Source organism: Micromonospora sp. WMMA1363 (genome assembly GCF_030345795.1).
Lineage (GTDB): Bacteria > Actinomycetota > Actinomycetes > Mycobacteriales > Micromonosporaceae > Micromonospora.
On record NZ_JAUALB010000001.1, the window covers coordinates 1236639 to 1250786 of the forward strand.

At 73.5% G+C, this 14148-nt stretch carries 18 protein-coding genes and 1 tRNA gene; 15 read left to right on the forward strand and 4 right to left on the reverse strand.

Annotated elements, in window-relative coordinates:
- Nucleotides 1-8 precede the first annotated feature (8 nt).
- The 7 genes from QTQ03_RS05640 to QTQ03_RS05670 all read left to right on the forward strand — a co-directional run bounded on the left by QTQ03_RS05640 (nucleotide 9) and on the right by QTQ03_RS05670 (nucleotide 6147).
- Nucleotides 9-1022, forward strand: a complete 1014-nt coding sequence (locus QTQ03_RS05640; RefSeq protein ID WP_289277047.1) for a 4Fe-4S dicluster domain-containing protein — start codon at nucleotides 9-11, stop codon at nucleotides 1020-1022.
- A complete protein-coding gene (nrfD, locus tag QTQ03_RS05645) occupies nucleotides 1019-2110 on the forward strand; it encodes an NrfD/PsrC family molybdoenzyme membrane anchor subunit (RefSeq protein WP_353890568.1) in 1092 nt (363 codons plus the stop codon). The genes QTQ03_RS05640 and nrfD overlap by 4 nt, the downstream gene beginning before the upstream one ends.
- A gap of 139 nt (nucleotides 2111-2249) precedes the next feature.
- Nucleotides 2250-2345, forward strand: a tRNA-Sec gene (locus QTQ03_RS05650).
- A gap of 18 nt (nucleotides 2346-2363) precedes the next feature.
- Nucleotides 2364-3665: an L-seryl-tRNA(Sec) selenium transferase gene (selA, locus tag QTQ03_RS05655; protein ID WP_289277048.1), complete on the forward strand. Its 1302-nt coding sequence runs from the start codon at nucleotides 2364-2366 to the stop codon at nucleotides 3663-3665.
- A gap of 2 nt (nucleotides 3666-3667) precedes the next feature.
- Nucleotides 3668-5419 carry a selenocysteine-specific translation elongation factor gene (gene selB, locus QTQ03_RS05660; protein ID WP_289280694.1) on the forward strand — a complete coding sequence of 584 codons (1752 nt, stop codon included), beginning with the start codon at nucleotides 3668-3670 and terminating at the stop codon, nucleotides 5417-5419.
- Nucleotides 5420-5676: 257 nt separating this feature from the next.
- A complete protein-coding gene (locus tag QTQ03_RS05665) occupies nucleotides 5677-5874 on the forward strand; it encodes a hypothetical protein (RefSeq protein WP_018255788.1) in 198 nt (65 codons plus the stop codon).
- 102 nt (nucleotides 5875-5976) lie between these two features.
- Nucleotides 5977-6147: an amidophosphoribosyltransferase gene (locus QTQ03_RS05670; RefSeq protein WP_289280695.1), complete on the forward strand. Its 171-nt coding sequence runs from the start codon at nucleotides 5977-5979 to the stop codon at nucleotides 6145-6147.
- A gap of 4 nt (nucleotides 6148-6151) precedes the next feature.
- Here the strand turns inward: QTQ03_RS05670 and QTQ03_RS05675 are convergent, their stop codons facing one another.
- Complete coding sequence (locus tag QTQ03_RS05675; protein WP_289277049.1) at nucleotides 6152-6802, reverse strand: hypothetical protein; 651 nt, start codon at nucleotides 6800-6802, stop codon at nucleotides 6152-6154.
- A 142-nt stretch (nucleotides 6803-6944) separates the two neighbouring features.
- Here QTQ03_RS05675 and QTQ03_RS05680 point away from each other — a divergent pair, with 142 nt between their 5' ends.
- The gene (locus QTQ03_RS05680; protein ID WP_289277050.1) at nucleotides 6945-7139 is read left to right on the forward strand and encodes a hypothetical protein; all 195 of its coding nucleotides are present in this window, start codon (nucleotides 6945-6947) and stop codon (nucleotides 7137-7139) included.
- 60 nt (nucleotides 7140-7199) lie between these two features.
- Here QTQ03_RS05680 and QTQ03_RS05685 read toward each other — a convergent pair whose 3' ends face one another.
- The 3 genes from QTQ03_RS05685 to QTQ03_RS05695 form a co-directional block, all read right to left on the reverse strand.
- The gene (locus QTQ03_RS05685; RefSeq protein WP_289277051.1) at nucleotides 7200-7667 is read right to left on the reverse strand and encodes a hypothetical protein; all 468 of its coding nucleotides are present in this window, start codon (nucleotides 7665-7667) and stop codon (nucleotides 7200-7202) included.
- Nucleotides 7664-7876, reverse strand: a complete 213-nt coding sequence (locus QTQ03_RS05690; protein WP_289277052.1) for a phosphatidylethanolamine-binding protein — start codon at nucleotides 7874-7876, stop codon at nucleotides 7664-7666. The genes QTQ03_RS05685 and QTQ03_RS05690 overlap by 4 nt, the downstream gene beginning before the upstream one ends.
- Before the next feature lie 82 nt (nucleotides 7877-7958).
- Nucleotides 7959-8840 carry a universal stress protein gene (locus QTQ03_RS05695; RefSeq protein WP_289277053.1) on the reverse strand — a complete coding sequence of 294 codons (882 nt, stop codon included), beginning with the start codon at nucleotides 8838-8840 and terminating at the stop codon, nucleotides 7959-7961.
- 503 nt (nucleotides 8841-9343) lie between these two features.
- On the opposite strand from QTQ03_RS05695, the gene clsA reads away from it, so the two are divergent.
- The 7 genes from clsA to ftsR all read left to right on the forward strand — a co-directional run bounded on the left by clsA (nucleotide 9344) and on the right by ftsR (nucleotide 14009).
- Complete coding sequence (gene clsA, locus QTQ03_RS05700; RefSeq protein ID WP_289277054.1) at nucleotides 9344-9955, forward strand: cardiolipin synthase ClsA; 612 nt, start codon at nucleotides 9344-9346, stop codon at nucleotides 9953-9955.
- Entirely contained in the window at nucleotides 9952-10884 is a 933-nt protein-coding gene (locus tag QTQ03_RS05705) for a DUF881 domain-containing protein (RefSeq protein ID WP_289277055.1), read from the forward strand. Before clsA ends, QTQ03_RS05705 begins: the two co-directional genes overlap by 4 nt.
- Nucleotides 10881-11213, forward strand: coding sequence for a small basic family protein (locus QTQ03_RS05710; RefSeq protein WP_130325434.1), 333 nt, complete (start codon nucleotides 10881-10883; stop codon nucleotides 11211-11213). Before QTQ03_RS05705 ends, QTQ03_RS05710 begins: the two co-directional genes overlap by 4 nt.
- Before the next feature lie 10 nt (nucleotides 11214-11223).
- Nucleotides 11224-12156, forward strand: a complete 933-nt coding sequence (locus QTQ03_RS05715) for a DUF881 domain-containing protein (protein ID WP_289277056.1) — start codon at nucleotides 11224-11226, stop codon at nucleotides 12154-12156.
- Between the two features lie 62 nt (nucleotides 12157-12218).
- A complete protein-coding gene (gene gcvH, locus QTQ03_RS05720; RefSeq protein WP_289277057.1) occupies nucleotides 12219-12599 on the forward strand; it encodes a glycine cleavage system protein GcvH in 381 nt (126 codons plus the stop codon).
- Nucleotides 12600-12813: 214 nt separating this feature from the next.
- On the forward strand, nucleotides 12814-13263 hold the full coding sequence (gene odhI / locus QTQ03_RS05725; RefSeq protein WP_289277058.1) for an oxoglutarate dehydrogenase inhibitor Odhl: 450 nt from the start codon (nucleotides 12814-12816) through the stop codon (nucleotides 13261-13263).
- 50 nt (nucleotides 13264-13313) lie between these two features.
- Nucleotides 13314-14009, forward strand: coding sequence for a transcriptional regulator FtsR (gene ftsR, locus QTQ03_RS05730; protein ID WP_289280696.1), 696 nt, complete (start codon nucleotides 13314-13316; stop codon nucleotides 14007-14009).
- Nucleotides 14010-14148 lie beyond the last annotated feature (139 nt).

A 14148-nucleotide genomic window follows, 5' to 3' on the forward strand; every position in this document is an offset into this window, starting at 1 on the left:
GGGTGCCGATGTTTCCTGACCCGAACAGCCGGTCCGGGCCCCGGGGCCCGGCCCCGGAAGCCGGCTGGCCTGACGCCCCGCCCCGGGTGGGCTTCTTCACCGACACCAGCGTCTGCATCGGCTGCAAGGCCTGCGAGGTGGCGTGCAAGGAGTGGAACGACGTGCCCGGATCGGGGCTGGACCTGCTCGGCATGTCGTACGACAACACCGGCGCGCTGACCGCGAACTCCTGGCGCCACGTGGCGTTCGTCGAGCAGCCACTGCCCGCCGGGCAACCGTCGTCCCGCGTGGCTGTCGGTGGCACGGACAGCGCGTCCCCGACGACGGTGGCCGCGGGCACCGGCCCGGGCGCCCCGTCGGGCGCGCCCGACGGGGCCGTCCGGGCCGGGACCGAGTTCCTCGGCATGCCCGGGTCACAGCCGCCCGGGCGAGGCGTCGGTGCGCAGGAGCGTACCGAGTTCCGCTGGTTGATGATGTCCGACGTGTGTAAGCACTGCACATATGCCGCGTGCCTGGACGTCTGCCCGACCGGTTCGCTGTTCCGCACCGAATTCGGCACGGTCGTGGTGCAGGAGGACATCTGCAACGGCTGCGGCTACTGCGTGTCCGCCTGCCCGTACGGGGTGATCGACCGGCGCCGGGACGACGGTCGGGTGTGGAAGTGCACGCTGTGCTACGACCGGCTCGGCGCCGGGATGACCCCGGCGTGTGCGCAGGCCTGCCCCACCGAGTCCATCCAGTATGGTCCCCTCGACGAGCTGCGGGAGCGGGCTGCCGCCCGGGTGGCGACCCTGCACGAGGGTGGCGTCACCGAGGCCCGCCTGTACGGGCACGAGCCGACCGACGGCGTGGGCGGCGACGGCGCGTTCTTCCTGCTGCTTGACGAGCCGGAGGTGTACGGTCTGCCGCCGGAGCCGGTGGTCACCACGCGGGACCTGCCCCTGATGTGGAAGCGGGCCGGGCTGGCCGCCCTGGCGATGGCGGCGGCGGCCGTCGTCGCGTTCGTCGGAGGTTCCTCGTGAGTCCGCCGGCCAACGGCCGATACCACCGGCCCCGCGTCCGGCTCGACGGGGCCGGTCCGGAGGTTCCGGGCGCGGCCGGTGTCGGCCGGGACCCGGCGGGGCGGGCGGCCGGGCGACGCGGTCGAGGCGGGGAGGAGGTCCGCGTCCCCACGGCGGAGTTCACCTCGTACTACGGGCAGCCGATCCTCAAGGCACCGGTCTGGACGCGGGACATCGCCGGGTACCTGTTCACCGGTGGCCTGGCGGCCGGTTCGTCGTTGCTGGCCGCCGGCGGCCAGCTCACCGGCCGACCGGCGCTTCGCCGAGCCGGGCGGGTCACCGCGTTGGCGGCGGTCACCGCCAGCGCGGGTCTGTTGATCAGGGATCTGGGTCGGCCGGAACGGTTCCACCACATGCTGCGGGTGGCCAAGCCGACCTCCCCGATGTCGGTCGGCACCTGGATCCTCACCGCCTACGGACCGGTCGCCGGGCTCGCGGCGGTCGCCGAGGTGGCGCCGTGGCTGCCCCGCCGCGGGCCGCTCGGGCCGCTGCGTGGGGTGCTTCCATGGGTCGGGCACGCCGCCGGGCTGACCGCGGCGGTGACCGCGCCCGCCCTGGCCACGTACACCGGGGTGCTGCTGGCCGACACGGCCGTGCCCTCGTGGCACGAGGCGTACCCGGAACTACCGGTGATCTTCGCTGGTAGCGCGTTGGCCAGCGGCGCCGCCGTGGGCCTGCTCGCCGCGCCGCCCGACCAGGCCCACCCGGCTCGCCGACTGGCGGTGGCCGGCGCGGTGCTGGAACTGTCCGGCGTGCACCGGGTGGAGACCCGGCTCGGCCTGCTCGGTGAGCCCTACACCACCGGGCGGGCGGGTCGGTTGCTGCGCGTCGGCCGCGCGTTGACCGCCGCTGGGGTGACCGGGGCGCTGCTTGGCGGGCGCAGCCGTGCGGTGTCTGCGCTGTCGGGGGCGGCGCTGCTCGCGGCGTCGGTGGCCACCCGGTTCGGGATCTATTACGGCGGGGTCGCCTCGGCGCGGGACCCGAGGTACACGGTGCTGCCGCAGCGGGAACGCGCCGCCCGGCGCCGGGCGGCGGCCGGCGAGGGCTGACGGCCGGCGAGGGCCTCCGGCGAACGACGGTCGACCGGCATCGGGTGCCGCGGTCCCGGGCACGTGCCGTCGACCGCGCGGTCCGGGCGTCCCGGCATCCGATCCGGATTCGCTGCGGCGGTGTGGTCAAATGCTGTGTGGAGACGTTCAGGCGGCTGGTGCTCCTCCCGGTCTTCAAAACCGGTGTGGCCCGGGATCCGGGCCAGGCGGGTTCGATTCCCGTCCGTCTCCGCCAAGCCTGGTGGGAGCAGACGTGACAGCCGACGGCAACGCCGATCCGCGCCGACGGGTGCCGCGCACCGACGCACTGCTGGCGGATCCGCGGTTCGCCGGCGTCGGCCGCGACCGGGTCAAGGCGGTGGTGCGGCGGGCGCAGGAGCGGGCCCGGCGGGGTGAGATCACACCCGAGGAGGTGCCGTGCGCCGCGCTGGCCGCCCTGGGCGTGTCACCGGCACCCCGGGCGGTGCTCAACGCGACCGGGGTCGTGCTGCACACCAACCTCGGCCGCGCGGCGCTGTCCCCGGCGGCGGTCGCCGCGGTCGTGGCGGCCGCCGGTCACACCGATGTGGAGCTCGATCTGGCCACTGGCCGGCGGGCCCGGCGCGGACGGGACGCCCTCGACGCGCTCGCCGCCGCGGTACCCGCCGCCGGGGCGGTGCACGTGGTCAACAACGGGGCTGCCGCCCTGGTGCTCGCCGCCACCGCCCTCGCCGCCGGCCGGGAGATCGTGGTGAGCCGCGGTGAACTGGTGGAGATCGGTGACGGTTTCCGCCTGCCCGATCTGCTGGAGAGCACCGGTGCCCGGTTGCGCGAGGTGGGCACCACGAACCGCACCAGCCTGGCCGACTACGCCGCGGCGCTCAGCCCGCGGACCGGTTTCGTGCTCAAGGTGCATCCGTCGAACTTCCGGGTCAGCGGCTTCACCTCGGCGGTGCCGGTGGGGGCGCTGTCGACCCTCGGGGCGCCGGTCGTCGCCGACATCGGTTCCGGGCTGCTCGTCCCGGAACCGCTGCTGCCCGACGAGCCGGACGCCACGACCACCCTGCGGGCCGGGGCGGCGCTGGTCACCGCCAGCGGTGACAAGCTGCTCGGCGGACCGCAGGCCGGGTTGCTGCTCGGCGACGCCGAACTGGTACACCGGTTGCGCCGCCATCCCCTCGCCCGGGCGTTGCGGGTGGACAAGCTGACCCTCGCCGCGCTGGGGGCGACCCTCGCCGACCCGGCCCTCACCCCGACCCGGGCGGCGCTGTATGCCGACGCGGCCGCGCTGCGGGAGCGTGCCGAGCGGCTGCGCGAGGCCCTGGTCGCTGACGGGTGCAAGGCGGAGGTGGTGCCGGTCGCCGCGGTGGTGGGTGGCGGCGGCGCCCCGGGCGTGGAGCTGGACTCGTGGGCGGTGAGCCTGCCCGAGTCGTACGCCCAGCCGCTGCGCACCGGAGCGCCGCCGGTGCTCGGCCGGGTGGTCCGGGGCCGGCTGTTGTTGGACCTGCGCTGCGTTCCCGCCGCTGACGACGCCGCCGTCCGCGCCGCCGTGCGACGTGCCCCGGTGGACGGTTGAGCATGCTCGTGGTGGCCACCGCCGGGCACGTCGACCACGGCAAGTCGACCCTGGTGCGGGTGCTGACCGGGATGGAGCCGGACCGGTGGGCCGAGGAACGTCGCCGGGGAATGACCATCGACCTCGGGTTCGCGTGGACGGCACTGCCGTCGGGGCGTACGGCCGCGTTCGTCGACGTGCCCGGGCACGAGCGGTTCGTGCCGAACATGCTCGCCGGGGTGGGCCCGGTCCCGGCGGCGCTGGTCGTGGTCGCGGCCGACGAGGGCTGGATGCCGCAGTCCGTCGAGCACGTGGCCGCGCTCGACGCGCTCGGCGTGTCCGCCGGACTGCTGGTGGTGACCCGGACGGACCTGGCCGCGCCGGGGCCGGCGCAGGCGCGGGATCGGTTGGTCGGTACGTCGCTGGCCGCGATCGACGCGGTGGCGGTGAGCGCGGTGACCGGCGCGGGGCTGCCGGAGCTACGAGCGGCCCTGGACCGGCTGGCCGGCACTGTGCCCGCCCCGGCGACGGACGCGCCGGTGCGGCTGTGGGTGGACCGCAGCTTCACCGTCCGGGGCAGCGGCACGGTGGTGACCGGGACGTTGGGCGCGGGCCGGATCGCCGTCGGCGAGGAGCTGGAACTCGCGGCCACCGGTGAGCCTGTGCGGGTACGCGGGCTACAGGCCCTCGGCGTCGCCCGGGGCGAGGTCGCCGCGGTCGCCCGGGTGGCGGTGAACCTCCGCGGCATCTCCCGTGAACGCCTCGGTCGGGGCGACGCCCTGCTCACGCCGGGCCGGTTCGGCCGCACCGACCTGCTCGACGTCCGGGTGACCGGTGACCTTGCCGCCGATCTGCCGGCCACGCTCACCCTGCACGCCGGCTCCGCCGCCGTGTCCGCCCGGGTCCGCCCGCTGGGTCCGGACACCGTCCGGCTGCGGCTGGCCCGCCCGCTGCCGCTGCTGGTCGGCGACCGGGCGTTGCTGCGCGACCCCGGTCACCACCACGTCGCCGGTGGCGTGACCGTGCTGGACGTGGCGCCTCCGCCGCTGCGCCGGCGGGGCGCGGCGGTCGCGCGGGCAGCCGTGCTGGCGACCGTGGACGGTCGCCCGGATCTCCCCGGCGAGCTGCGCCGTCGTGGGCTGGTCAGCGCCGGCGACCTCACTCGGATGGGTGTCGTGCCGGCCGGTCGGCCGGTCACCGGGCAGTGGCTGGCCGACCCGGAGCACTGGCGGCGACTCGGCCTCCGGCTCGCGGCGGAGGTCGACCGGCACGCCCGCGCGCACCCGCTGGATCCCGGCGCCCCGGTGGAGTTGTTGAGGCAGCGCCTCGACCTGCCCGATCGGACGCTCGTCGCGGCCCTCGTGCAGCCACCGTTGCGGTTGGACGCCGGCCGGGTCACAGCCGGGTCGGCCGACGCGTTGCCCGAGCCGGTGGCCCGGGCCGTGGCGCGGGCCCGCGCGGCGTACGCGCCGCACCCGTTCCGAGCCCCGGGGGCGGAACGTCTGGCCGAACTGGGACTGGGCCCCCGGGAGATCGGCGCCGCGGTGCGGGCCGGGGCGCTGCTCCGGCTGGCGGACAACGTGGTGCTGCTGCCCGGGGCGATCGACGACGCCGTGCGAGTGCTTGCCGGGCTGCCGCAGCCGTTCACGCTCAGCACCGCCCGGCAGGCGTTGGACACCACCCGTCGGGTGGCCGTGCCCCTGCTGGAGTTGCTGGACCGGCGGGGTGTGACCCGCCGGCTGTCCGACGACATGCGGGTCGTCGTGGGCCGATAGGGCGGTTGCGGGGGACTGCCAGTGGTCGGGTGCTGGCGTACCGGGGTGGCCGACGCGAGCCGCTGATCGACCTTCTGTCTCGGCCTGCTCCGGCTCGGCGCCCTGGTGGACGCGGCGCTCTGTCGACCGGCATTCGCCGGTCCGTGGTCGGCCGGCCCTGTCGATCCTGTTTTTCCCGCTGGTCTCGTGCCGCGGGCGCGTGCTCGGGTGGGTCCCAACCGGCCCCGGGGCGGATGGCGGTCCCCTAGCGTCGAGCCATGGACCCTTCCGCGATCTGGCGGGACCGGCAGCACCGGTGGCGGATCGAGGCGTACCGGGCACCGGACCTGCGCTTCGCGATCTTCGCCACCAACGGCACCACCGAGTCCGCGCCGCTGTGGTTGTTCGGGATGTCGGCGCTGGCCCGCTGGCTGATGAGCCACAAGATTTCCCTCGATGACCTGGAGGTCGACTGAGACCTGAAGGTCGACTGAATGCCTATTAAGGGGGAGAATGCATGATTTGTGCCCGCCCGGGATGGCGCGCAGCTAATGTCGCTGGGCGTGAAGGACCGAGGACTGCGCAGCGCCGTCGCGGTGCTGGCCGGGCTCGCCGTGATCTACTTCGGCACGTCCGGCCGCGACCCCGAGGACGGCGAGGGGATCTCCGGCGGCCTGGTGGTGCTCGCCCTGCTCGCGGCCCTGCTGGTGTGGCACCTGACGAAGCCGGGCGGCAACGCGGCGAAGTGAAGGCTCAGCGGGCCGCCGCCCGCGCGACCTCGCCGGCGGACTCCTCGCCGAGCGCCACCCGAACCAGGGCCGACGCCAGACGGCCGAAGTCCCCGTCGTCGACCAACCCGGCAAGCCGCTCCGGGCTGCCGGGCAGGCCCAGCCGCTCGGCCCCACTCAGTGCGCGCCGGTCGGCGTACGGGCGCAGATCCGGCCACACCGCCTGAGCCTCGCGCAGGAAGATGTCCGCGCCGGTGGGCCCGATGCCGGGGAACTCGGTCAGCAGCCGGCGCAGCCGGGCGGGCTGCCCCTCGGCCGCGCGGTGCAGCCGGCGCAGGTCGCCGTGCCACCGGTCCAGGCAAAGCCGCGCGCCCGTGCCCAGCATCGTCGCGGTCCGCTCGTCGTAGCGGCGATAGTGGCCCCGGCCCAGGGCGTCCACCCGGTCCTGCCAGCCGGCCGCCTCCATCGCCTGCGGTGTGCGGTAGCCGGCGGTGAACAGTTCCCGGGCAGCGGCAACCGCCACCTGCGCGCGGATCCGGGTGCTCAGCAGGGTGGTGAGCACCAGCAGCTGGTAGAGCGGGCCGGGCCGGTCGGCCAGGTGAACACCGGCCTCCTCGGCGTACGTGCGTCCCCGCCGCTCCAGCAGCGCCCGTGCGGTCCTCCGGTTGTCGCCCACTGTGGGGGCGTACCCGCGACGCGCCGGGTTAGCCGCACCGGTCGCCACCGACGTCGGTCCGGCATGGCACCGGGGGCGGTGGGTACGCGGCAGGGGAGGCGGCGTACGCCGTGCGCCGTCGGCCACCGGGAAGGAGACACCCGTGACGAACCCGCAGCAGCAGGAGTTCCGGCGCAACGCTCGGGGCTCGACCAGCCAGGACAGCAAGGGGCCCCGGCCGACGGGTCATCCGCTCAACCGTGGCTCGTCGCACGGTGACGAGGGCCGTCCGGTACCCAAGGGGCAGGTGTCCCCGTATGGCCCCGCGCCGGAACCGGTCGCCGAGGATGAGAGTTGACCGCCGACGCCGTCGCGCTGCCCGTCCCGGCCGGGACGGGCAGCGCGACGGCGTCGGCGGTCAGGCGCGCGGCGACCGCAGCCGGCTCAGGGTGACGGCCGCCGCCAAACCGAAGGCCAGGTGCGGGATGAGGTCGGCGAGCCAGTCGGAGCGTCGCCAGCTGCGCGGGTCGGCGACGCCGAGCGCGGTCAACGTTCCGTCCGACATGGTCATCACCCCACCACCGAGCAACCCGCTGGCCGTCGCCAGCGGCAACCGCCGGCCGTGGGTCAGCAGCGCGAACGCGACCCCGGCGGTGACACCGAGCCCGTAGCCGAACAGGGGCCCGAGACCCGACCGGCGGTTCGTCGCCTGATCCTCGGGCCCCAGGTCGACGTGCGCGAGGTCGGCCATTCGGCGGGCGCTTTCCTCCGGGGTGCTGCTGGCCGGTCGGGCCCGCAGCGTCATGTCCAGGTAGGTGACCGCGTTCAGGGCGGTGCTGCCGACCGCGCCGGCGATCGCCCCGTCGGCCAGGTCCGCCATCCTCACCTCGGGTCACCGGCTTCCCGTTCGCCCTTGGGACCGTAGATCCGCTCGCCGCGGACCACGCCGCGCTGACCCCGGTCCTGCTGCAGGATCCGGTTGGCGACGTCGTTCGCCTTGCGGTCCGGCACGTGTCGTCCGGAATCGTCGATCGCGTTCCGGATGCGGGCGCGCTGCTTGTCGTAGGCGTTGCTGCCCGGCCGTGGTCCTGCCATCGCTGCCTCCTCCGGTCGTCCTCGCCGTTGCGTGCCGGGCTCGGTCTACCCGTCGACGCGGCGGCCAACCCTGCCGAGGTGGTCAGCGTGGCGCGCGGACCACCGCCACCGGACAGTCGGCGTGATGCAGCACGGACTGGCTGACCGAGCCGAGCAGCAGCCCGGTGAACTCGCCCCGCCCCTGCCCGCCGACCACCATCAACTGGGCCCGCCGGGACGCCTCGGTGAGCAGCCGGGCGGGCCGGCCCCGGATGGTCTCTCGGCGGAGCGGTACGTCCGGCCACCGCTCGGCGATTCCGGCGAGTGACTCGGCGAGCACCCGCCGCTCCTCGTGGCGCAGTTGCTCCTCGTCGTAGACGAGGGGCAACATGTCGCCGGGACCGCCGGAGACCGGGTACCGGTAGGTGTGCAGTGCCATCAGCTCGGCGTCGCGCAGCGACGCCTCCGCCACCGCGAACTCCACCGCCAGCCGGGACACCTCGGACCCGTCGACGCCCACCACCACCGGCCCGTCGGTACGGTCGGCACCCCGGGCGACCAACACCGGGCAGTCGGCGTAGGTGGCGACCTGGACCGCGACGGAGCCGACCACCAGGCTGGTGAACCCGCCGAGCCCCCGGTCACCCAGAACGATCATCACGGCGGTCGGCGACTCGCCGAGCAGGACCGCGGCGGCCTCCCCGTCGATGATCCCGCCGGTGACGCGCAGCCCCGGCGCGGTCGCCTCGGCCTCGGTGACCGCGGCGGCGACCAGCTGCTCGGCCTGCTGACGCAGGCCCGCGCCGGGTGGGCCGCCGGCGGGCGTCTCCAGCGGTACGCGCAGCAACGGCCAGATGAACCCGTGGACGACGCGCAACGGTCGGTTCCGGCGGTACGCCTCGACGGCCGCGAGGCGTACCGCCCGCAGCGCCGGCTCGGACCCGTCCACGCCGACCACCACCGCCGCACCGTTGGCCGAGTTCACCGTTCACCCCCGCGGCCAGTATCCCGGTCACCGTACGGTCGCGGGGCGGTACCGCCCGAACCAGGTCGTGGGCACGTCGACCACGGGGGGAGGGGCACCGTCGCGGGTCGACGTGCCCACGACCTGGCACTGTGCGCGAGCCGCCCGACGCGTCGGTGGAGCGACCGGACCGGCGTCGTGGACGGTGGCGCCCCGGCGTGGGTGGGGCGCTCGCCGGTCCGGCTAGCGTCCTAGGACGCCGTACGCGACGTGACGCCGCCCACAGACAACCGACAACGCACCCCACGGCCGACACACGCATCCGAGACGGTGTCGAACGGACGGATATAGTGGCAGCGCAACTCGACCGGCCTGTGATCACCTACGATCACGGGCCGCGCCGAAAGTCAGCCCCGGAACCGGGGCCGCAGGGGAGCCGGGGTCAGCCGGCCCGACAGTGCGTACGACCCTCGGTACCGTCCGGTCTCGGTCGGGTCGCCGGAGCGCGTCGCGGAGGAGGTTCGGTGTCGCGTCGGCCGGCTCGGGCAGGGCACCCGCGAATCCCCGGCTACCTGGGCGACCAGGTCCTCACCCTGCCGAACCTGATCAGCTTCGTCCGGTTGCTCGGTGTTCCGCTGTTCCTGTACCTGCTGCTGGTGGCACGCGCCGACGTGGCCGCGATCGTGGTGCTGGCGATCGGCGGCACCACTGACTGGGTGGACGGTTGGGTCGCCCGGCGGCTGGGCCAGGTGAGCCGCGTGGGCGAGCTGCTGGACCCTCTCGTGGACCGGCTCTACATCCTGGCCACCCTGGTGGCGTTCACCGCCCGCGAGGTGGTCATGTGGCAGTTCACGGTGGCGCTGGTGGCACGGGAGCTGCTTCTGGTGGGGTCCCTCGCCGTGCTACGGCGCCACGGGTACGGGCCGCCACCGGTGCACTACGTCGGCAAGACCGCCACCTTCCTGCTGTTGGCCGCGTTCCCGATCCTGCTGCTCTCGACGGCGGTGCCCGTCACGGCAACGGTCGCCGGCGCGATCGGGTGGGGCCTCGCGTGGTGGGGCCTGGCACTGTATTGGGTGGCCGGCGGCATGTACGTGGTGCAGGCTGGCCGCCTGGTCCGTGAGGTGGGGCGATGACCAGCACGCCGACGGAGGACGCGGAGCGCAAGGCACGGGTTTACGCCCCGGATTTCCTGACGGAGCTGTTCCGTAACCCGCTCGATCCGGGATACGCGGACGCGGCGGCTCGCCGGCGGGTGACACCGCCGGCGAGGTGGTGGCAGTGGTCGACCCGGTCGGTGAGTTTCGTCGTCCTGGTGCTGCTGGGTTTCCTGTTCGCGGTCGCGTACCGGCAGACGGTGGCCGAGGCGCCGGGACGCAGCCAGGCGCGGCAGGGCCTGGTCGAGCAGATCAAGCAGCGTGAGAGCGAGACGGACCGGCTGTCGGAGCGGGCCGAAGACCTGCGGGCGGAGGTGGCCCGGCAGCGGGCCGCCGCGCTGGGCGACTCGGCGGCCGCCCGGCTGCGGACGTTGGAGGCGGGGACCGGACTGGGCCGGGTGAGCGGTGACGGCGTGGTGGTGCGGCTGGCTGACGCGCCGCCGGACGAGGACCCGGTTACCGGTGCGAACGTGACGTCGGGGCAGATTCTCTATGTCGATCTGCAGTGGGTTACAAACGACCTGTGGGCGGCAGGCGCCGAGGCTATCGCGATCAACGGGCAGCGGTTGACGGCGACATCGACGATCCGGTCGGCGGGACAGGCAATCTTGGTGGACTTCCGACCGGTGACAGCGCCGTATGAGGTCTCGGCGATCGGCCCGGACGAGATGCGGGAGCGGTACGAGCGCAGCCGCAGCGCGTCGGCGATGCGGGCGGTGGCCGCGGACGAAGGGACCTCGTTCGGGGTGCGGGAGGCCGAGGACCTCACCCTGCCGGCAGCTCCGGAGCCGCGACTACGCTACGCCCAGCCGCCGGCCAGCCCGACGCCGACGCCGTCGGGTCGGTCGGCCAGTCCCGGGGCGTCCGGTTCTTCGGCGCCTACCACTGCCTCCGGAGGTAATCGATGATCGCGGTGTTGGCGTTGCTCGCAGGCGTGGGGCTCGGGTTGTGGCTCGACCCGACGGTGCCGGCGGCGTTGCAGCCGTACCTGCCGATCGCGGTGGTGGCGGCGTTGGACGCGGTGTTCGGCGGGGTGCGGGCGAAGCTGGACCGGATCTTCGACGACAAGCAGTTCGTGGTGTCGTTCATCTCGAACGTGCTGGTGGCCGCCCTGATCGTGTATCTGGGGGACCAGTTGGGCGTGGGGAGCCAGTTGTCGACGGGTGTGGTGGTCGTGCTGGGGGTGCGGATCTTCGGGAACGTGGCGGCGATCCGTCGGCACCTGTTCCGGGCGTAGGTTCGTGGCGATGAGTAGTGACGAGCACACCGAGACCGGCACCGGTTGGCCGCAGCCGGTGGAGCCCGGTCGTCCGTCCGGTCCCGTGGCGGATCCGGACCCGCGGCCGGACGCACCGGATCCGGACGAGTTGAGCCCGCCGGCGACGGATTCTCCGGCGCCCCACTCGGTGGAGCCGGCGGGGCCTCCGGCGCCGGCGGATGGATCCGGGTCGGCTGAGGCTCCGGTGGTGTCGGGCGGGCGGTGGCGGGTCAGTTCGGCCACGATGATGATCGCGGTGTTGCTGGGGTTGCTGGGGTTCACCCTGGTGGAGCAGCTGAGAACGACGTCGGTGGATCCGACGACGTCGGCGGCGCGCCAGGAGGACCTGGTGCGGATCCTGTACGACCTGAACGCGCGGGAGGATCGGCTGCGCCAGGACATCGCGACGTTGGAGGACAGCCAGCGCCAGCTGCGCTCCGGTCAGATGGGTCTGCAGGCGGCCCTGGAGGAGGCGACCCGGCGGGCGGACGAGCTGGAGATCCTCGCGGGGACGCTGCCGGCGACCGGGCCTGGGCTGTCGGTGCGGTTCGAGGCCGGTGGTGGCAAGCCGATCTCGGCGACGCGGGTGCTGGACGCGGTGCAGGAGTTGCGGGGCGCGGGCGCGGAGGCGATGCAGATCTCCGGTGGTGACCGGGCGACGGTGCGAATCATCGCGTCGACGTTCTTCCTGGACGGGGAGAACGGGTCGTTGATCGTGGACGGACGTCGGTTGACGGGTCCGTACACCATCACGGTGATCGGGGATCCGGCGACCATGCGTACGGCGTTGAACATTCCGGGCGGGGTGGTGGCGACGGTCGTGGGTGACGACGGTACGGTGATCGTCAAGGATCGTGGGGTCGCCGAGGTGTCGGCGCTGCACGCGCCGATCAAGCTGGAACACGCCCGTCCGGTCTCGTGACCGGCGCGGCCGCGCCGGTGTCCTTCGGGGCCGGTGCGTCGATGGGATGAAGGACGCGTCTGGTGATTCCTGAGGATCTGCGGTATACCGCCGAGCACGAGTGGGTGGCGGGTGGTGGCGACGGCGCTGTCCGGGTCGGCATCACGCACTTCGCGCAGGACGCGCTGGGTGACATCGTGTACGTCCAGTTGCCCGAGGCGGGCGCGGTGGTGGCGGCTGGTGAGTCGTTCGGTGAGATCGAGTCGACGAAGAGTGTGTCGGAGATCTACGCCCCGGTCGGTGGGACGGTGTCGGCGCGCAACGAGGCGCTCGGCGACACTCCTGAGGTGATCAATACTGACCCGTATGGTGCGGGTTGGTTGCTGGAGATCGCCCCGGACGATCCGGCTGCGGTGGACGCGCTGCTGTCGGCGGGTGCGTACCGCGAGCTCACGGAGAGCTGAGCGTGCCCATTGCCGGTCGGCGGTTGGATCCGCGCGTCCGGTTGCCCTGCTTTTCGGCGCTGGCTAGGCTCGCCCAGTCGACCGAGAATCCGATAGTTGAGCGTTGCGGAATTGCCTTCCCTGGCACGGGGAGCCAGCCGCCGGGTGAGAAATGGCCCGGCGGCCAGACCCGCCACTACCGTGCGCCGACCGAACAGATCCGTGAGGTGGTCCCATGACTCGCCCAGACGACGAGTTTCCCCCACTCGACGTCACTTCGACGCTCAATCTCGGTTCGCTCGACGAGGTTCTGGAGGGTCCGGACACCGATGTGGTGCCGAGCAGGATGTCCGGTTCGTTGCCGCCGGGGATGGCGCTGCTGGTGGTCCGGCGGGGTCCGAACGCGGGTGCCCGGTTCCTGTTGGACCACGATGTGACGACGAGCGGCCGGCATCCGGACAGCGACATCTTCCTTGACGATGTGACGGTGTCGCGGCGGCACGCCGAGTTCCATCGGGATGGTGGAACGTTCACGGTGCGAGACGTGGGGAGCCTGAACGGCACCTACGTGAACCGGGAGCGGGTCGAGGCGGCCACGTTGAGTAACGGCGATGAGGTGCAGATCGGCAAGTTCCGGGTGGTGTTCATTGCCGGCCCGCGTCCGGTGGAGGCCGGCCGGGGGTGAACGAGCCTGCGGCCTCCGCCGCGCCGGGGTCGGCCCGTGCCCAGCCGTTGATGAGCATCGGCGAGGTGTTGGCCCAGTTGCGGGTGGACTTCCCGGACACGACGTTGTCGAAGCTGCGGTTCCTCGAGGCTGAGGGTCTGGTGGAGCCGCAGCGGACGGCTGCGGGGTATCGGAAGTACAGCTGGGACGATATGGCGCGGTTGCGGTTTGTGTTGACCGCGCAGCGGGACCAGTATCTGCCGTTGCGGGTCATCCGTGAGCAGTTGGCGGATGGGGACGTGCTGGGTGAGGCGCCGGGGCGGTCGCGGCCGACGTTGGTGGCGGTGGGTCCCGGTGGTGAGGTGCCGGGGCGGGAGGCGGAGGCCGAGTCGTCGGAGTTGCGGCTGGGCCGGGCCGATCTTGTGGCGCGTAGCGGGGTGGACGAGTCGACGTTGGCGGAGTTGGAGCGGCTCGGTGTGGTGGTGTCGGATCCGCCGGGCTGGTACGACAGCGATGCGCTGACCATCGCGCGGGCGGTGGCGGGTCTGGCGGCGTACGGGTTCCAGCCGCGGCATCTGCGGGGGTACCGGTCGGCGGCGGATCGTGAGGTGGGTTTGTTCGCGCAGTTGGTGGCGCCGTTGGCGCGGCAGAATGATCCGGCCGCGCGGGCGCGGGCGGCGGAGATGGCGCGGGAGTTGGTGGCGTTGTCGCAGCAGTTGCACGCGGCGTTGGTGCGGGTGGGGTTGCGGTCGACGTTGGGCCGCTGATCGGGTCTGTGCGAAAGATCTGGTCGGGGAAGCGTGCCGTAGGCTTGCCGGGGTAAGCCCTCTCTGGCGCGGGGCGCGGCGCTCGCGAGCGTGTGGGACGGCCGTGTCGCGGTCCGTGTACCGTGCAGGGAGGGTTGCG